The 16,717-nt window shown below is 68.0% G+C and carries 20 protein-coding genes and 2 pseudogenes; 11 read left to right on the plus strand and 11 right to left on the minus strand.

Annotated features, from left to right (window positions below; translation table 11 throughout):
• Window positions 1–95 precede the first annotated feature (95 nt).
• Window positions 96–374, plus strand: coding sequence for a hypothetical protein (locus tag ACSGC5_RS03015; protein ID WP_434969125.1), 279 nt, complete (start codon window positions 96–98; stop codon window positions 372–374).
• Window positions 371–934, plus strand: coding sequence for an Lsr2 family DNA-binding protein (locus ACSGC5_RS03020; protein WP_434969126.1), 564 nt, complete (start codon window positions 371–373; stop codon window positions 932–934). The genes ACSGC5_RS03015 and ACSGC5_RS03020 overlap by 4 nt, the downstream gene beginning before the upstream one ends.
• On the opposite strand, the pseudogene ACSGC5_RS03025 reads toward ACSGC5_RS03020, so the two are convergent.
• Window positions 921–1,776, minus strand: a pseudogene (locus ACSGC5_RS03025) (IS5 family transposase). The gene ACSGC5_RS03020 and the pseudogene ACSGC5_RS03025 sit on opposite strands and share 14 nt — an antisense overlap.
• A gap of 221 nt (window positions 1,777–1,997) precedes the next feature.
• Here ACSGC5_RS03025 and ACSGC5_RS03030 point away from each other — a divergent pair.
• The 5 genes and pseudogenes from ACSGC5_RS03030 to ACSGC5_RS03050 form a co-directional block, all read left to right on the plus strand.
• The gene (locus tag ACSGC5_RS03030) at window positions 1,998–2,621 is read left to right on the plus strand and encodes a site-specific integrase (RefSeq protein WP_292800682.1); all 624 of its coding nucleotides are present in this window, start codon (window positions 1,998–2,000) and stop codon (window positions 2,619–2,621) included.
• Window positions 2,622–2,722: 101 nt separating this feature from the next.
• Window positions 2,723–2,920 carry a helix-turn-helix domain-containing protein gene (locus ACSGC5_RS03035; RefSeq protein WP_434969127.1) on the plus strand — a complete coding sequence of 66 codons (198 nt, stop codon included), beginning with the start codon at window positions 2,723–2,725 and terminating at the stop codon, window positions 2,918–2,920.
• Window positions 2,917–3,117: a hypothetical protein gene (locus ACSGC5_RS03040; RefSeq protein ID WP_434969128.1), complete on the plus strand. Its 201-nt coding sequence runs from the start codon at window positions 2,917–2,919 to the stop codon at window positions 3,115–3,117. The genes ACSGC5_RS03035 and ACSGC5_RS03040 overlap by 4 nt, the downstream gene beginning before the upstream one ends.
• Complete coding sequence (locus ACSGC5_RS03045; protein ID WP_434969129.1) at window positions 3,114–3,536, plus strand: hypothetical protein; 423 nt, start codon at window positions 3,114–3,116, stop codon at window positions 3,534–3,536. Before ACSGC5_RS03040 ends, ACSGC5_RS03045 begins: the two co-directional genes overlap by 4 nt.
• A 236-nt stretch (window positions 3,537–3,772) precedes the next feature.
• Window positions 3,773–4,345 (plus strand): annotated as a pseudogene (locus tag ACSGC5_RS03050) (AAA family ATPase); the annotation flags it as partial.
• A gap of 309 nt (window positions 4,346–4,654) precedes the next feature.
• Here the strand turns inward: ACSGC5_RS03050 and ACSGC5_RS03055 are convergent.
• Window positions 4,655–6,007: an ISL3 family transposase gene (locus ACSGC5_RS03055; RefSeq protein ID WP_336633669.1), complete on the minus strand. Its 1,353-nt coding sequence runs from the start codon at window positions 6,005–6,007 to the stop codon at window positions 4,655–4,657.
• Between the two features lie 413 nt (window positions 6,008–6,420).
• Here ACSGC5_RS03055 and ACSGC5_RS03060 point away from each other — a divergent pair, with 413 nt between their 5' ends.
• Complete coding sequence (locus ACSGC5_RS03060; protein ID WP_434969130.1) at window positions 6,421–6,801, plus strand: hypothetical protein; 381 nt, start codon at window positions 6,421–6,423, stop codon at window positions 6,799–6,801.
• 464 nt (window positions 6,802–7,265) lie between these two features.
• Here the strand turns inward: ACSGC5_RS03060 and ACSGC5_RS03065 are convergent, their stop codons facing one another.
• A complete protein-coding gene (locus tag ACSGC5_RS03065; RefSeq protein WP_434969131.1) occupies window positions 7,266–7,892 on the minus strand; it encodes a DUF305 domain-containing protein in 627 nt (208 codons plus the stop codon).
• A 164-nt stretch (window positions 7,893–8,056) separates the two neighbouring features.
• Between ACSGC5_RS03065 and ACSGC5_RS03070 the strand changes: the two genes are divergently transcribed.
• Complete coding sequence (locus ACSGC5_RS03070; protein WP_434969132.1) at window positions 8,057–8,536, plus strand: cupin domain-containing protein; 480 nt, start codon at window positions 8,057–8,059, stop codon at window positions 8,534–8,536.
• 36 nt (window positions 8,537–8,572) lie between these two features.
• On the opposite strand, the gene ACSGC5_RS03075 is transcribed toward ACSGC5_RS03070, so the two are convergent.
• The 3 genes from ACSGC5_RS03075 to ACSGC5_RS03085 are packed head-to-tail and all read right to left on the minus strand — an operon-like array spanning window position 8,573 to window position 11,326.
• Window positions 8,573–9,397, minus strand: a complete 825-nt coding sequence (locus ACSGC5_RS03075) for an ABC transporter permease (RefSeq protein ID WP_434969133.1) — start codon at window positions 9,395–9,397, stop codon at window positions 8,573–8,575.
• The gene (locus tag ACSGC5_RS03080) at window positions 9,394–10,437 is read right to left on the minus strand and encodes an aliphatic sulfonate ABC transporter substrate-binding protein (RefSeq protein ID WP_434969134.1); all 1,044 of its coding nucleotides are present in this window, start codon (window positions 10,435–10,437) and stop codon (window positions 9,394–9,396) included. Before ACSGC5_RS03080 ends, ACSGC5_RS03075 begins: the two co-directional genes overlap by 4 nt.
• 49 nt (window positions 10,438–10,486) lie before the next feature.
• The gene (locus ACSGC5_RS03085) at window positions 10,487–11,326 is read right to left on the minus strand and encodes an ABC transporter ATP-binding protein (RefSeq protein ID WP_434969135.1); all 840 of its coding nucleotides are present in this window, start codon (window positions 11,324–11,326) and stop codon (window positions 10,487–10,489) included.
• Between the two features lie 145 nt (window positions 11,327–11,471).
• Between ACSGC5_RS03085 and ACSGC5_RS03090 the strand changes: the two genes are divergently transcribed.
• Window positions 11,472–11,939 carry a DUF3817 domain-containing protein gene (locus tag ACSGC5_RS03090; RefSeq protein WP_434969136.1) on the plus strand — a complete coding sequence of 156 codons (468 nt, stop codon included), beginning with the start codon at window positions 11,472–11,474 and terminating at the stop codon, window positions 11,937–11,939.
• Between the two features lie 18 nt (window positions 11,940–11,957).
• On the opposite strand, the gene ACSGC5_RS03095 is transcribed toward ACSGC5_RS03090, so the two are convergent.
• The 3 genes from ACSGC5_RS03095 to ACSGC5_RS03105 are packed head-to-tail and all read right to left on the minus strand — an operon-like array spanning window position 11,958 to window position 13,695.
• Window positions 11,958–12,716, minus strand: coding sequence for a ZIP family metal transporter (locus tag ACSGC5_RS03095; RefSeq protein WP_434969137.1), 759 nt, complete (start codon window positions 12,714–12,716; stop codon window positions 11,958–11,960).
• A gap of 54 nt (window positions 12,717–12,770) precedes the next feature.
• Window positions 12,771–12,911, minus strand: a complete 141-nt coding sequence (locus tag ACSGC5_RS03100) for a hypothetical protein (protein ID WP_434969138.1) — start codon at window positions 12,909–12,911, stop codon at window positions 12,771–12,773.
• Window positions 12,912–12,915: 4 nt separating this feature from the next.
• Entirely contained in the window at window positions 12,916–13,695 is a 780-nt protein-coding gene (locus ACSGC5_RS03105; RefSeq protein WP_434969139.1) for a glycosyltransferase family 2 protein, read from the minus strand.
• A gap of 38 nt (window positions 13,696–13,733) precedes the next feature.
• On the opposite strand from ACSGC5_RS03105, the gene ACSGC5_RS03110 reads away from it, so the two are divergent.
• On the plus strand, window positions 13,734–14,210 hold the full coding sequence (locus tag ACSGC5_RS03110) for a YbaK/EbsC family protein (protein WP_434969140.1): 477 nt from the start codon (window positions 13,734–13,736) through the stop codon (window positions 14,208–14,210).
• A 10-nt stretch (window positions 14,211–14,220) separates the two neighbouring features.
• Here the strand turns inward: ACSGC5_RS03110 and ACSGC5_RS03115 are convergent, their stop codons facing one another.
• Entirely contained in the window at window positions 14,221–15,492 is a 1,272-nt protein-coding gene (locus ACSGC5_RS03115; RefSeq protein WP_434969141.1) for a DUF445 domain-containing protein, read from the minus strand.
• A gap of 29 nt (window positions 15,493–15,521) precedes the next feature.
• Window positions 15,522–16,649 carry a hypothetical protein gene (locus ACSGC5_RS03120; protein ID WP_434969143.1) on the minus strand — a complete coding sequence of 376 codons (1,128 nt, stop codon included), beginning with the start codon at window positions 16,647–16,649 and terminating at the stop codon, window positions 15,522–15,524.
• Window positions 16,650–16,717: the final 68 nt, after the last annotated feature.

The following is a 16,717-nucleotide window of genomic DNA, read 5'->3' on the forward strand; positions in this document are numbered from 1 at the left end:
ACGCGGCATTCTTGGGCACTGGATGAGTTCAGCCCTCCAGCGGAAACCACCTGTGGGGCCCTTCTTGGGTCTCGCGGACCGCAAAGGAGCAACTCATGTCCTCTGTCCACCGTGAATACCAATCGACTGATTCGCCCTTCTTCTCCTTCTGCTCGTGCGCGCGGAACGCGGACCACGCCGCGGAAGCGGCGCCCTCCTTCGATGACGTGGCCGCGCTCTGCAGCACGTGGGGCAACGCGATCGAGCATGAAGGGTTCGACCCCGACGACTTGCGCGAGTATGTCGACCACCACGTGGCGCTGGCCGCCAGGCCGGGGGCCCTCGCTGACCCTCTGGAGGCCGCGCTTGCCTTCTCGATGGAGTCGGGCAGGTGACGCGCCGCAAGACGGGGCTGGCCCGTCGCAATCCGAACGACTTCGGCTCCGTCGAAAAGCGCGGCGAGCGCTACCGTGCACTGTTTCGTAGGGACGGCCGCACGATTCGGGCTCCACGCACTTTCACGACGCGCGATGACGCCCGCCACTGGTTGAGTGAGCAGGAACGCGCGTTGCGCGGAGGCACATGGATTGACCCGCGTCTGAGCGAGGACTCGCTCGCGGCCTACGTTGCGGCCTGGCTCTCGGACCACAGCGCCGACCTCTCGCCGCGCACAGTTGAGAACTACAGCAGGCACCTCACCAAGTGGGTGCTCCCAAGGCTCGGGAAGGAGAGACTGGGCGAGATCACGCCCACGAAGGTGCGTTCGTGGCGGGCTGGCTGTCTGAAGGACGCCGCCGCAGCAGCCGGGGCCGGACAGGAGCAGCCCTCGGCGGTCAGCATTCGCGCCTGGGCTGTGGCGACTGGGCTGGATGTGGCACCTACTGGACGCTTGCCCCAGCACATCGTGCTCGCGTGGAATGCCGCTGGCTGTCCCACCCTTACTAGGCCGTGTTGATCAAGTCTGATTTGATCCAGATGAGCGTCGCGGCGAGGCTGACGGCGGCTCGGTAGCTGCGGAGGAGCTTGTCGGAGCGCATCGCGATGCCGCGCCACTGCTTGAGCCGGTTGAAGCAGCGCTCGACGACGTTGCGGCCCTTGTAGCGTTCCTTCTGCTGTTCGCCGAAGTCGATCGGCCGGCCCGGCTTCTTGCGGCGGTGCGCGACCTGGTCATCACGCTCCGGGATGGTCGCCGCGATACCGCGGTCGCGGAGCCAAGCACGGTTCGCCTTCGACGGGTACCCCTTGTCGGCGAGCACCCGGTCCGGGCGGGTCCGTGGCCTGCCCTTCCCGTCGCGGGGGACGCGGATGTCCTCGAGTACTGCGGCCATCATCGTGGTGTCGTTGATGTTCCCGCCGGTGATCATCATCCCCAGCGGCCGGCCGCGACCGTCGCAGACCAGGTGCAGCTTGGTCGTCAGCCCGCCACGGGAGCGTCCGATCCCGTGATCAGGCGGCTCGAACCACGGATTCTTGTGATTCGGCAGAGCCCCCTGTGTCCCGCTTCAGGGTCGCGCCGTGCTGATGCACACGAGCGATCGTGGAGTCGATCGAGACGACCCAGTCGATCTTCCCCGCGGCGTCGGCCCGCTTCTGCACCTCGGCCAGCAGCTTCTCCCAGGTGCCGTCCACGGCCCAACGGTTGAACCGCTTGTAGATCGAGTTCCACTTCCCGAACCGGTCCGGCACATCCCGCCACGGAGCCCCGGTGCGGTACTTCCACGCCATCCCCTCGACAGCCAACCGATGATCCGCCCACGGCCTCGACCTCCCGGACGCCGTCGGCATCAACGGCTCCATCACGGCCCACACCTCGTCAGAGATCTCCTGTCGCGTCACCGCTTAAGACTCACCCAGCCGGGAGCGAAACCTCTTGATCAACACGGCCTAAGCGAACGCGGCGCGGTACGGGCGCTGCCGCCGTCGCTGCGGCGTACGCGGTGCTGCGGACGGTTCTCGCGACGGCGGAGCGGGAGGAGTTGATTCCTCGCAATCCGTGTCGGATTCGTGGGGCTGCCACAGTGAAGTCCGCGGAGCGCAAACCCGCGACCCCTGAGCAGGTGCGTAGTCTCGCGGATGCGATGCCGGAACGCTACGCCGCAGCGGTGATCGTTGCCGCCTGGTCTGGCTTGCGTTCGGGTGAGCTCAGGGCGCTGGCTCGTCGCCATGTAGACCTGGACGCGGGCACGATCCGAGTGGAGCGAGCCATCCTGGAGCTGTCGGGGCAGAAGCCCACTTTCGGGCGGACCAAGACGGAGGGATCACGACGTGTGGTCGCGCTGCCCGAGTTCGTCATGGAGCAGTTGAGACGTCACATGGAGGCGTACGTCGGGTCATCCGAGGGCTCGCTGTTGTTCTGCACGGAAGACGGCGGCATCCTTACGCGCACGTGGCTGGGCCAGATGTTCCGGCGAGCGCAGAAGCGGGCAGGACTCGAGTCGCTCGGGCTGGCATGGCACGACTTGCGGCACACAGGGGCGTCCCTCGCGTACGCGGTGGGGTCGTCGGTGGTTGATGTTCAGCGGCGACTGGGGCATACGACAATGACCGCCGCGAACCGATACGCGCACGCTTACGCATCGTCGGACGCTGCGGTCGCGGCCCGCCTGCACGCCGCTTTCGGCCGCCAGGAGGAGGCGGCCTGATCGTCGCCCTATCGCGACCTCTGAAGATGTGTCGCCAACCTCCGTGATATGCCGTCGCGTGCCCCTAGACTCCGCGGCACATTAGTACGAAGGAGGGCAAGATGCCCCAGAATTCCGCGGACCTATTCCGCATCCTCACTGTCCGGGACTGCGCCGAGCTTCTCGGAATCAGCGCCCAAGCGGTCTACCGCGCGATCCAGCGCGGCGACCTTCGCACGATCCGCCTGGGCCGCTCCGTTCGCATTCGGCAATCCGATCTCTCTGCCTTCCTATCAGCCGAAACGGAGGTCGCAGCGTGAGCGCCGCGACCATCGACTTTGCGGCAGCGCGGGCGGATGCGGAGGCCGGGAACTTCGGCTCGCGGCGTGTGAAGGCGGCGCTTGCGAGTGCCGGTATGCGGGCGTCTCGGCGTCATGTGCGGCGGTTGGTTGATGACGGTGTGCTCACCGCCGACTCCTTCGCGGCGGCCACGGCGGGTCTGGGGGCAGCAGCATGAACGTGCTCTCGGACGAGATGATGGCGGATGCTGACGACCTCAGAGGCGCGCTCCTTCGCGGTGCAGTCGGGGACTGGATCGACGCGAGGCGCGACCGTGAGGAGGAGGTGCGCATTCCCGTTGAGGTCGTTTCCTTCATCTGGAGCGCGGAGTCGAAGCACATCGGGCTGACGCGGGAGTTCGTCAGTTCCGCGGATGCTCGCAAGGTCGTTGAACGGACCATCGAGGACGGCGCGTTGGCGCGGTGGCCCCGTCTCCTGCCAGACGATGGCGATGGGTGGCTGAGCGCATCACAGTCCGACAGGGACGCGGACGCCTTCCGCGACGCAATCCGGGAGTTTGTCGTCAGCACGCTCATGGTGAGACTGACAGAGCGTGCGTATGCCAGCGGCGAGTCAGGCGAGGCCTGGGCTGCATGACGGTTCGGGAGGCTCTGTCGGAGCGCTGGATGGCCGAGGCTGAGAAGGCGTGGCAGGAGAGCCAAGCTGAGCAGGCGGCGATTGAGTCGCTGCGCCAAGAACAGGCCTGGCGGGAGGGCGTCCGTCGGGCTGAACGTATGACGCTTGCCCGTCGCGTGCAGCACTTCGCGCAAGAGGACGCCAAACTACCGCGAGGTGGGTTGCGGGAGGAGGTGAAGCGGCAGCGGGCGCGGGACATGGCGCGGGCGCTCCTGGCGGCCGAGCACGCGGAGGCAATCGATATCCCGGAGGCGACCTCCCTCACGGACCTGCTCGCCACCGAGATGGAGGCGGACCTGTGGGCCGTGGACGGCCTCCTTCACGTGGGCGGCAACGCTCTCCTCGCGGCGCAGCGGAAGGCGGGCAAAACGTCGCTTGTCCACAATCTCACGCGCTCCCTCGTCGACGGTTCGCCATTCTTGGATCACTTCCCGGTCAGCGGGACTCGATCCGTTGCGATTCTCGATTTTGAGATGAGTCCTTCGACGGCGCGGTCATGGCTCGAAGGAGCGGGCATCCGCAACACGGATCGGGTCGCCCTCTTCTCGCTCCGCGGCAAGGCGTCCTCTTTTCGGATCACCGACGCTGCTGTGCGAGCGCGCTGGGCGGAGCGGCTACGTGGTGTCGACGTGCTCGTGCTCGACCCCGTGCGGCCGCTGATGGATGCTCTCGGGCTGGACGAGCATCGTGAGGCCGGGAAGGTCCTCGCTGCCTTTGACGCACTCAAGGAGGAGGCCGGAATCTCGGAAGGAATCGTCGTCCATCACGCCGGCCACGCCGGGACACATGCCCGAGGCGACAGCCGATTCGAGGACTGGCCCGATGCGATCTGGACCCTCACTCGCGAAGACCCACGCGATGCCCGCTCCCTTCGCTTTTTGGAGGCTCAAGGGCGTGACGTGGACGTGCAGCGGGGGCTTCTGAGCATCTACGACGGGCGCCGCCTCGCCTTTGCGCCCGATGCGGCAGCCGCTGTAGGAGACCGTCTCGTCGACGCCGCTGTGGATGCCCTGACGGCCCGCGGTGCCATGGGAGCGGACGAACTGGGGTTGCTCGGGATCAAAGGGGCTCTGCGCATTCTAGGTGGGGGTGAGGGGGTCAAGTCCGCCGGCGATCAGGAGCATGCGGAGCCGGTAGTTGTCGTAGTTGGTGAAGCCGCGGGCGATCCGGCGGGCGAGTTCGATGAGCCCGTTCACGGCCTCGGTGCCGCCGTTGGATGAGCGTCCTGTCGCCCAGTAGGCCAGGAACGCGGCTCGCCACTGGGTGAGGGTGCGGCCGAGGCGGGCGATTTCGGGGATCGGGCAGGACGGGAACGATTCGAGAACCTTCTCGGCGATCTTGTGCCCTTCGACCAGGTTGGGGTGCCGGTAGGCGTCGCGGAGCTGCTGGGCGGCGTGCCAGGCGACTTCAACTTCAACGTGCTCCTCCCTCGTCGCGAACGCCGCGTCGAGCCGGGACCGCTGCCTGTCGGTGAGGCGCTCCCGTCCGGCGCGGAGGATGTTGCGGATCCCGTAGAGCGGATCTCCCTTGCGGCCGCGATGGCCGAGGGTGTCTTGCTGGACGCGGCGACGGACGTCATCAACCGCGGCGGTGCCGAGCTTGACGACGTGGAACGCGTCCAGCACCGCGGTCGCGTCGTCGAGTTCGTCGTCGAGGGCCTTCTTGTAGCCGGCGAACGGGTCAAGAGCTGCGATCTTCACCCCGGCACGGAACTGCTCGTCCCGCTCCTTGATCCAGTCTGCGTACGCCTTCGAGGATCGACCTGGCACCAGGTCCAGCAGTCGCGCCCGCACGCGTCCCGTGGCGTCTCGGGTCAGGTCGACCATCCCGGTCAGCTCCTTCGGACCGCGCCCGCCGTCGGCGACGGGCTTCGTGGACACGTGATGCCACAGGTGCTCGTCCACGCCGAGCACTTCGACGCCATCGAACCGGCCAGGGTCCTGCTCGCGGCGCTGCAACTCGGCCTCCACGTGCGTCCAGACCGTGCGCCACGCGACGCGCAGCTGCCGAGCGACACCGCGCACTGACGCGTTCTCGCGGCGCATCTGCGCCACCGCCCACGCCACCGCGCGAGCCGTCAGCGCTTTGTTGGCCGCCGCGACGGCCGGGTTCTGCTCCGTGAATGAGCGCACCCCGCACCCGTCCTGGCGACACCGCCAGCGGCGCTTGCGCCACCGGACCCGAACCGGAGTCCCGCCCATCGGGGCGTCCGTCAGAACGAGCACCTTCCGTCCCGCCGACTCCGCGACCACTCCGCACTCAGGGCAGCCGACCGGACCCGGCGGCGACTCGGCATCGATCACGAGCACGCCATCGCCGCGACGCTCGACCCCGGCCACCCGGAGCCCGTCGAGTCCGACGAGCAGGTCGCAGCGATCACAGTAGACAGCAGAACATGGGCGCGCGGCGGCGCAGCGCGTAGCATCAGGCACGGGTCGAGGTCTCCGGACGAACAGGTTGCTTGGTCGCTACCGATCCTCCGAGCCTCGACCCACCTCACCCCGTCACGCCACGCCCGAGCGCCTCACCCCACCCAGAATGCGCAGAGCCATCAAAGGCATCTCGAAGAACACCGTGAGAGGCATTCTCGCCCGCGCGATCGAAGGAGGAAGGGTGGCCGAGCAAAGAGAGGGGAGGCGCAAGCTATACGCGATAGTGTCCCCCACGAGAGAGTCCCCCGTCGATCGGGCGGCGGGGGCTCCCACATAAGCGCTCATCTGTCCGTTCGGACGGTGAATCCCCGCCTTGGAACGACATCATCCCCAACCATCCCCCACCCCCTTAAGGGGGGGATTTGGGGATGGTTCCGCTTGGGGGAAAAACAGAAAGAAGGAGGATCGGAATCATGAACCATGGGATCAAAGAAACGAGCAAGATCGCGACCGCGCTTGCCCTCGTTGCTCTGCTGACCACGCTCGGCGCCTGTTCACAAAGTCGCGAGGCTGACGATGGTGTCGCTGAGCGCTGTGGCGTGCTGGTTGAGATCGATGAAGCGCTCGAGCTGGCTTCGTGGGCGGGATCCCTGGCGGGGATGGCGGTGCATGCTGAGCGGCTGTCGGAGCTGGCTCGTGAGGCGGGGGATGTGGGGCTAGACGAGGTGGGGAAGCAGCTGCAGCAGGTGTCGGAGGCTCTCTCTCGGGGGAACTTCGAGGCACTGGATGTATCGGGGCAGCGGCTCGTGGTGGCTATCGCTGAGGTCGAGAAGGAGTGTTGGCCGGGGGAGTGAGTGCGTGGGGTGGATTACCCCGTATTTGGGCGGGGAGCTGAAACGTGCGCGCAGGTGCGGCCCTGCCCTGTCGCCCGTAGCGGCGATTCTGCAAATGTGAGTGGTTTCGCGCCTCCGCTCCTTCCCTGGCGAAACGTTCTCACTGGGGACCATATGGGACTCGGGCCGCGATTCGTCGCGATTCCGGGCGACTCGTGGTGATAATGTAAATGTGTTCCTAGTCAGGAACTTTCCCGCCAATTCAACCCGTCCGCTGGGGCTCAACACCTATTTCGCAATGAAGAGGTCAGGGGTTCGAATCCCCTCAGGTCCACCAAGGAAAGGCGCCCCCGCGGGCGCCTTTCGTCGTTCTGTGGGGAGCGAGAACCCGTGGGCGGGCCGGCGCCGCCGGAGGCTCCGCGCACTGCGTCGCAGCCGGTGGAGTGGTGGTGTGACAAATCCCCTCGGGTGGGTCCACCCCCCGCTCATTCCGTGGCGGACTGCCCCTCGCAGGTACGTGCCGCCGGCTGGGTGTACTCGGGGACGGCGCGCGCGTCGGCTTCTGCCGCAGTGGAGGCGACGCCGTTCGCTTCGATGTCTTGGATCAGCCACTCCATCTCCCAGATCTCCCGCCGCTGGGCTTCGCTGATCTCCACAGCCAGCTCGCACACGCGGATGTCGGCCAGTTGTGCCCGCTCAGAGCGCGTGATCGCGAGCGAGTGGTGAGGAATCATCGCACGCATGAAGGAGGTGTCGTCGACCGTTGCCTGGGTTCGATCGAGGACGATCCCTCCGGCAATGAGGAGTACGCTGACGCCGATCACGGCGACGTTGGCTTTCCAGCTTCGGTACATGTTGAGCATCCACGCCAGCATCACCAGGCCCATCGCGCCGCCCATCGTGAGCGCCATGAAGACTCGGCTCTGGCTGAACTGAATGTGTCCCCACTCCCAAGAGCCGGCGAACATGACGGCGTACATGATCACCATCCCGGTGAGGATCATGGCGGCGAAGCGCAGATACGTCTGGGCGCTCATCGTCTTCTCGTTCTGCTTCTTCCCCCCGCCGTGCTCCTCGTGCCCGGGCGCGCTCCCGTTCTCGTTGCCGTTCATCTGCCTCACCTCTCTTGTCTCGAACGGCGACCCCTCGCAGATGGCCGCGTGATTGGCGTGTCCCGGTGAAGGGTAGGCAGCGTCGTGAGTGCCTTCTACGTCCTTGACAGACGCGTCTCGTGAGTCGCATCCGCGCTTTCCCAGCGATATACCACGCTTGCCTCATGCAGGTGCGCCGCAGTTTCTCCCTGATCCTGCTCGTCACGTGCCTGCTCGTGACCGGGTGTACGACATCGCCTGACCCGTCGCAGACCGCTGACCGGAGCCCATCCGCGAGTCCCGCGCCGGTCACCGCCGAAGACCTGGCCGCAGGGGAGAACCCCTCCGGAGTCGACGTCCAGGTGGACGGGGCCTCACAGGTCGTGTTCCGCCGCATCACGCTCAGCCCCGGCGCGGGGACGGGTGAGCACTGTCACGCCGGTCAGCTCATCGCCGTTGTGGAGCGGGGCGCACTCACCCATTACGCTCCGATCTACCCCGAGGGTAAGCACATCTACACGACCGGAGACGCGATCGTCGAGGGTGCGGGCTACATCCATCACGGCGTCAACGAAGGAGCCGACGATGTCGTGCTGCTGGTCACCTATGTCATTGAGGCCGGAGAGCCCCTCGCGCAGACCGACCTGATGAAGTGCGACCGCTGACGCGCCGAGATCCCGCTCGACACAGCGGGTGCTCGCCTACATCCACCGGCGTAGCAGGAGTCTCTGCGCGAGACTGAGGAGTCCGTTGGTCAGGGTGCCGAGGATCGCGAGCAGCACGATCGCGAGCAGGATGCGGTCGACCCGACCCGTCGACTGCGAGTCGGTGAGGAGGAACCCGAGTCCCATGGCGGCGGCGAGCAGTTCGGCCGCGACGAGGAAGAGCCATGCCTGGGCCAGCGCGAGTCGCAGACCCGCCACGATCGAAGGCACCACGGCCGGGAGCTGCACGGTGCGCAACAGCGCGAACCCCCGCAGGCTGAACGAACGAGCCATCTCGACGGCATGCGGATCGACCTGCCGGAGCGCGGCACTGACGGTGGTGAAGACGGGGAAGAAGGCGCCGATCGCGATGAGGGTGACCTTGGAGTCTTCGCCGATGCCCATCCACAGCAGCAGCAGCGGCACGAGGGCGAGTGAGGGGATGGCTCGAAACGCCGCGAGCGTCGGGCTCAGCAGGATGTCGCCGGCACGCGTGAGCCCCACGACGGCGGCGACCGCGAGCCCGACGACCGAGCCCACCGCGAAACCGAGCAGGACGCGCTGGATCGAGATCGCGATGTGAATCCACAGGTCACCGCTCTGCGCGAGCTGCACTGCCGCATCCACGACCGTCGCCGGCGGCGGCAGTCGGTAGGGCGGGACGAGCCCCGAGGCGGTGACCGCCTGCCACAGGCCGAGGATGACGAGGGGCAGGATGAGACCGCCGATGAGTCTGGTCGCGCGGCGATCCCACAGGGTGCGTGGCGCCGGGGCGGCGTCACTCAGACGCTCGTCGCCCCGAGTGCTGGTGAGCGCGCTCATCGGTCCTGAGTGGCCTTCTCGGCGAAGGTGGGGTTGATGATCGTCGCGAGAGCCTCGTCGATCGCTGCCTGTCCGCCCTGGACGGCGTCGGATGCGACAAGGACGGGAGCGATCTTCTCGAGCACCGCGAGCTGGTCGGCTCCCGGGATGCCGCTGACGTCGAGGTTCGAGCGTTCCTGGATGACAGTGGCGGCGACGTCGGGGTCGATTCCCGCGACCTCAGCCAGGAGTGCGGCGGTCTCTTCCGGGTGCTCGAGAGCCCACGCGCGCGCCTGCTCGTAAGCATCCACGACGACCTGAGCGAGGTCCGCGTGCTCGGCGAGGAACTGTTCGGTCGCGTTGAGGAACCCGTAGGAGTTGAAGTCGACGTTGCGGTAGATCAGACGCGCGCCCGACTCGACCTCCGCGGCCGCCATGATCGGGTCCAGGCCCGCCCACGCGTCGACGGACCCGGCATCCATCGCGGCGCGACCGTCGGCGTGCTGCAGGTTCTGCACGTCGAGGTCGTCGATCGACACGCCCTCGGCCTCGAGTGCCTGGAGAAGGAAGAAGTACGGGTCGGTGCCGGCGGTTGCGGCGATCGAGCGGCCGACGAGGTCCTGAACGGAGTCGATCGGGCTGCCCGCCGGAACGACGATCGCCGACCACTCCGGCTGCGAGTAGATGTCGATGACCTGAATCGGCGAACCGTTCGCGCGTGCCAGCAGCGCGGCCGAGCCCGCCGTGGAACCGACATCCACCGAGCCTGCCCGCAGGAACTCGTTCGCCTTGTTGGAGCCTGCCGACTGCACCCACTCCACGGTGACGGTGTCGCCGAGCGCCTCCTCGATGAGGCCCTGCTCCCGGATGATGAGGCTCAGCGGGTTGTAGGTCGCGAAGTCGACGGTGAGCGAGTCGGAGGACCACGCGCTGCCGCCGGCGGCTGCCGGCGCGGCGCTGGCGTTCTCGCCGGCGAGGCAGCCGGTGGTCGCGACGGCGATCGCAGCGGTCGTGAGAAGGGCGAGGGTGGCACGGATGCCGAGAGCTGTGCGGGAAGGCATGAGTGTCTCCGAGGTCTGAGGGTGTCGTGGTGAGGGGCGGGTCGGTGGGTCAGGGGAGGGGAGCGTGATGGGTGTCGACGCCCAGGCCGGTGAGCAGCTCGGCGCGAAGGTCTGCGAAGGCAGCATTGGCGCGATCCCGAGGGCGCTGCCCGGGCGCGGTGAGGATGCGGGCCACTGACCCGGAGTCGTCCCCTGGCGCGAGAGTGCGCAGCAGCAAGACGCGATCGGCGAGGAACAGTGCCTCCTCGACGTCGTGGGTCACGAGGACGACGGTGGTCGGCTCTGCTGCGTGGACCTGCAGCAGCAGATCCTGCATCCGCAGTCGGGTGAGGGCATCGAGTGCGCCGAACGGCTCATCGAGCAGCAGGACCTCGGGTCCCCGCGCGAGGGCTCGGGCCAGCGACGCGCGCTGGGCCATGCCGCCAGACACCTGCCGCGGGGTCAGGTCAGCGGATGCCGTAAGCCCGACGAGCTCGAGAAGCTCTGCGACGCGCTCCCGCCCCGCCCGGCGGCCGGCGCCGCGCGGGAGGCCGAGTTCCACGTTCTGCGCGATCGTGCGCCAGGGCAGCAGGCGCGGCTCCTGGAAGGCGATCGCGGTGCGCGCGTCGGTGTCGACGACGGGGTGCCTGGCGACGGCGATCTCGCCCGTGGTGGGGCGGTCGAGACCGCCGATGACACGCAAGAGAGTCGACTTCCCGCATCCGGATGGGCCGACGATGGCGACCATCTCACCAGCGCGGAACTGCAGGGTGAGTCCGCGCAGCACGTCGCGTCTGCCATCGACGCCGGGAAACGTGCGGCCGACGCCGACGAGATCCACGGCGCCACCCCGCGGTGCGGTGGTGACGGTCTCCGGGGCGGCGGAACGATCGAGTGCGGTCAGGGACATGCGCACCATCGTGGCGGGCCCGGGCGGGGCGCGCCCAACCGCGTCGTCATGAAGCGCATCGCGGTGTCATTCTTGGACGCGCACCGTCACGAAGCGAAACGTTCGAGGTGACCAGGGGTACGCCGCCTTCAGATATGCTGAAGGTGTGTTCCGAACCCCGCTCTCCCTCTTCCGCACCCTCGCGATCCTCGAGGCGATCTCGTGGACCCTGCTCATCGGGGCGCTCATCGTGCGCGCCGTTGACCCCGAGCTCGCGCTCGCCGTCACGATCGGCGGCGGCATCCACGGCTTCGTGTTCCTCTCGTACGGCGCCACCGCGATCCTCGTGGCCCTGAACAACAGATGGCGCGCGTGGCCGACCGCGGTGGCGCTCGTCAGCGCGATCGTGCCCTACGCGACCATTCCGACCGAGATCTGGCTTCACCGGCGCGGCTCGCTTGTCGGTCAGTGGCGCCTGGAGCAGACCGATGATCCGCGGGACCAGGCCTGGTACGACCGGGCGCTGCGGTGGTTCCTCCGTCGGCCGTGGGTTCTCGGCATCCTCATCGCGGCAGCTGTGGTCGTGCTCTACGTGGCGCTGCTGCTCATCGGTCCGCCCGGCGGCAAGGGCTGACAGGCGCGAGCCTCCACATCACCCGAGTTCGTGCATGACGAAGGCGAGCAGGAAGCCGAGGGTCGTCCAGAGTCCGGTCAGCAGGTGGAGACGCTCGAACGCCTCCGGGATCATGGTGTTGGCGACCATGGCCAGCAGCGCGCCCGCGGCGATGCTGGTGATGACGGCGACGAGTTCCGGTGGGGCGGCCTGGAGCGCAAGGTAGCCGACGACGGCGGCGATGACGGATGCCGCGGTGATGCCTCCCCACAGCAGCGCGACCGTGCGGCCGCGGTTCCCGTCCTGCTTGAAGGCGGCAGTGGATGACAGTCCCTCGGGAATGTTGCTGATCGCGATCGCGGCGACGATCGGGATGCTGATGCCCCCCGTCTGCAGCACCGAGAGTCCCATGACGACCGATTCCGGTATGCCGTCGATCACGGAGCCGACTGCGATCGCCGCCCCGCCGCCCGAGAGGGCAGCCGTGCCCTTCCCACGGCGTTTGGCGATATTGCGCGCGGCGTCGGGCACGGTTTTCGGACGGGACACCAGCCAATCGGCGGCGATGTAGATCACGGCGCCCGCGAGGAAACCGCCCGCGGTCGGCACGACACCGCCGCCCTCGGCGGCTTCCGCGACGAGCTCGAACGCGAGGGTCGAGATCAGCACTCCTGCGCCGAACGCCATGATCGCTGTGACCACGAGCCGCGGCACCGTCACGAACCACGCGACGCCGGCGCCGAGGAACAGCGCCCCGCCGCCGATGAGGCCGCTCAGGGCCGCGAGCCACACGTCCACGGGCCCAGCCTACGCACGCGCGGACCCACGGCGGGCGCGGCATCCGTCCGTGGCTCAGCTCCCGCCGGAGAGGATGCCGATCAGCCCCGACACCACGAGATACACCCCGACGCCGGCGACCACGATCCAGATCGTGATGCGCGCGGGCGTGATCTTGTTCTTGTCATCGCCCGATCCGCCGCCGAAGAAACTCATCCGCTCAGGATAGCGGCCGAGTCGTCCCGCCTCGACGACGGCGACGCAGCCACCCCTGCTCGGTGAGGTAGCGCAAGAACTCTCCCTTGTCCGACACGAGCCCCGCGAACTGGTTCTTCGTGTCGGGGATGAACCAGAACCGGGCGCGCGAGCGGGTCAGGCGCCAGCGGTGCAGGTGGTCCGCCACGTAACTGAGCCACAGATCCTCGACGAACCAGAACCTCTCGGGGCACTCGAACACGCGAGGATCCTCGAAGATCGAGGTGTCGATGATCATGCCGCACGTGCCCAGGTACTGCGCGCGACGACCCCGGAGCGCCGGAACGCGCAGCCAGTAGCTCGGCGGCAGCGGAAAACGATAGGCCCACCATCCGCTGGCGCTGCGCGGCCGGGCCTCCGAGACCAGGGTCGCGATCGTTGAGGGCCCGAACAGCTGGTCGTCGTCGATGAAGACGACATACGGATGCCGCGCCGCGAGCTCTCTCGCCAGGAAGAACCTGCCGTACCCGCCGATGTTCTGCTCGGAGTGGCGGAACGTCACGGCGATGCTGCTCTGGCGGGCATCGGCTTCGAGCGCGTCGCGGATCGCCGGGTTGTTGTTCCAGACGTGGAGTTCGATCCGCACATCGTGCTGCTTCTCGAGCAGTCGCAGCGTCTGCGAGAAGTACTCAGGACGCCGCCACGTGCACATCACCACGGGGACAGGCGCGCCGGTGTGGTCGGTGGCACTGTGGTCGGTGGCGCTGTGGGTGGTGGCACTGTGGTCGGCGCGGCGATTGTCCACGTTGCGACGCTACCGGGTCTTCGCCGTAGGCTCGGACAGTGACCGAGCATCTTCCCGCCCGCAGCCGTCTCGTCCACGATGCCATCCGCGCAGCGGGCATCCCGGGAGAGATCGTCGTGCTCCCGGATGCCGCCTCCACCGCGGCGCTGGCTGCCCAGGCGCTGGGGATCGAGGTCGGCGCCATCGCGAACAGTCTGGTGTTCTGGTCGGACGGCGAGCCGCTGCTGGTGATGACCAGCGGCGCCCACCGGGTCGACACCGCGGCGCTGGCGGCGCGGCTCGGTCGAACATCCATCACCCGCGCGACACCCGAGCAGGTGCGCCAGGCGACCGGCCAGGCCATCGGCGGCGTCGCGCCCACGGGGCACCCCGCCCCCCTCGTGACGATCATCGACGAGGACCTCGCCGCCTTTCCCGAGATCTGGGCGGCCGGGGGCACGCCGCACACGGTGTTCCCGTTGACCTTTCCGCAGCTGGTCGATCTGACCGGTGGAACGGTGATCAGCGTCGTCTGACGCACGCGCCTCAGCCGAACACGGCGTGTGCGACCGTGTAGATCACAAGTCCCGCGAGCGCGCCGACGATGGTGCCGTTGAGACGGATGTACTGCAGGTCACGCCCGACCATGAGCTCGATCTTCTCGGTGGTCTCGGCCGGGTCCCACCGCTCCACGGTGTCGGTGATGAGCGAGGCGATGTCGTGACGGTAGCGGTCGACGAGGAAGACGGCGGCATCGGTCACCCAGGTGTCCACGCGGCGCTGCAGCTCCGGCTCTCTCGCGAGGCGTTCCCCGATATCGCGCAGCGTCGCGTCGATCTGAGTGCGCAGGCCGCTCTCGGGGTCGGCGAGCGCGTCCAGCAGGCCCGTCTTCGCGGTGCTCCACGCGTGCGTCGCGAGCTCTCGCACGCGCGGGCTGTCGAACACGGCGAGCTTGGCGTCCTCGAACCGACCGATTGTCTGCGGGTCGTGCTGCATGCTCTCGGACAGGCGGGCGAGGTAGTCGCTGATCGCTGCACGGGCAGGATGCTCCGGGTTCGTGCGCACCGCCCGGACGAACGTGACCGCTTCCGAGTAGACAGTCTCGTCCACGAGGCGCGCCGCGATGCTCGGCACCCAGGAGGGGAGCCGCCCCGACACGAGGCCGGTGAACGCGTCGCGGTTGTGGGCGAGCCACTCGTCGATGTTCTCCGCGGCGAGGTCGACGGCCGTGCGGTGCGCGTCTGCCTCGACGATGCGGCCGAGCCATTCACCGATCGCCGGTGACCATTCCGGCACGATGAGATGCTCCCGCGCGAGGGCGGTGATCACCTCCTGCGCATCGTCGTCGCTGAGGGCGCGCAGAACGCCCGATCCCATCGCCGCCGCTTCGGATCCGATCCGAGACGCGTGAGCCGGATCGCTCAACCAGGTTCCCAAGCGGGCGGCGATCGACAGGGATTCGAGCTTCGTACGCACGACGTCGGTCGCGAGGAAGTTCGTCTCCACGAACTCTCCGAGGCTTCGCCCGATCTCGTCTTTGCGTCGCGGGATGATCGCGGTGTGAGGGATGGGGATCCCCATCGGATGCCGAAACAGCGCCGTCACGGCGAACCAGTCAGCGAGCGCACCGACCATCCCGCCCTCGGCGGCGGCGCGCAGGTAGGCCAGCGCGGGCACCTGCTGCTGGCCGATGAACCCGACCAGGAACAGCGCCGCCATGACGAGCAGGGCCCCGAGCGCAACGGACTTCATGAGGCGCAGGCCTCGCCGCCGTTCCTGGTCGGCGGGGCTCAGTGACGATGTCGGCGTGCGTGCCATGCCCACATCCTCACACGGCGCCGTCGAGCTCAGGTCGCCATCTGCTCGAGCGGGAATCGCAGGGTCGCGGCAACCGGTGACCCTTGGATCATGTCGTCGTGACGGGCGGCCCGGACGGTTCCGCCCGTACGCAGCACGCGCGCAGCGAGCTCGTCGACGAGAACGGTCGATTCGGGTCCTGCCGCGTCGGCTCGCGCGATGCGCCCCCGATCGTCGATCGTCCCCTCGGCGTCCGAGTCCATGTCGAACAGCAGCTCCTCGACGGCGGCATTGGCCGCTGCGACGGCGACGTCGTCGAGGGTGTCCGCGGCAAGGCCTTGGGCCTGAAGCGTGCCGAAGCGCTCGCGCCACGCCGCCAGCAGGCTGTCTTCGTGGTCGTCGACGATGCGACGGGCTCTCTGCTCGAGAGCCGCGTCGTCGAGCGATTCCGGGTGCGCGTCGATCCCCGCCTCAAGCAGCGTGGGATGGGTGTTGACGGTGCGGTAGGCGGGTGCGAGGTCTGTCGTCGCGCTGAGGATGACGGGGACTCCCCGGGGGACGATTCGCGCGACCTCATCCTGCACAACGCGGCAGTACCGCTCTCGCTCCAAGCGGTCCCCTGTGGATCCTTGCGGCCGCGGGAAGTCGGCCTGGCCGCCGTTGTCCGCCTCCTCGAGGATCAGCCGATGATCGCTCGGCAGCGACAGGTCGTGCTCGGTGAGGCCATGGTCGGCGCCGAACTCGGTCAGGCGCGCGCCGCCGCGGGAGATCTGCACGATGAATGCGCGTCGGGGGAATGTCACGGCGCGAAGCAGCGATCCGGTGTCGAACCTGTCGGATACCGTCGCTCGTGCGCTGAGCCGGTTGGCCAGCCGGAAGGCGTCGAGTCGTTGGGGTGACGCGAGAAGCACGAGCGAGCGAGACTGATGCATCCAGAAGTCTTCGTCGTCGAGGACGAAGCGCAGTCGCGCGACCGCCGCTTCTCGCGAGGGTCGGTCGATACGGGCATCCTTGGCCTGCCGGTCTGCGTCGTCGATGAGATCGCGCAGCTGGATGCGGATCCTCTCGTGGTCGGCCGGGATCGGCGACGACGCAAGCGTGATCGTGATGCTCGGGACGCCACGCATCTCCACGAGTTCGAGGAGGTGGTCGGTCTGGGGGATGTCTGCGGGCAACATGCGTGCGACGCTACGTCGCCGTCCATGTGGGCGCGATGCCCTTGCATCGGCGTGCGGGACTCGCTAGA

It is taken from the genome of Microbacterium sp. bgisy207, assembly GCF_965345035.1.
Taxonomy (GTDB): Bacteria; Actinomycetota; Actinomycetes; order Actinomycetales; family Microbacteriaceae; genus Microbacterium.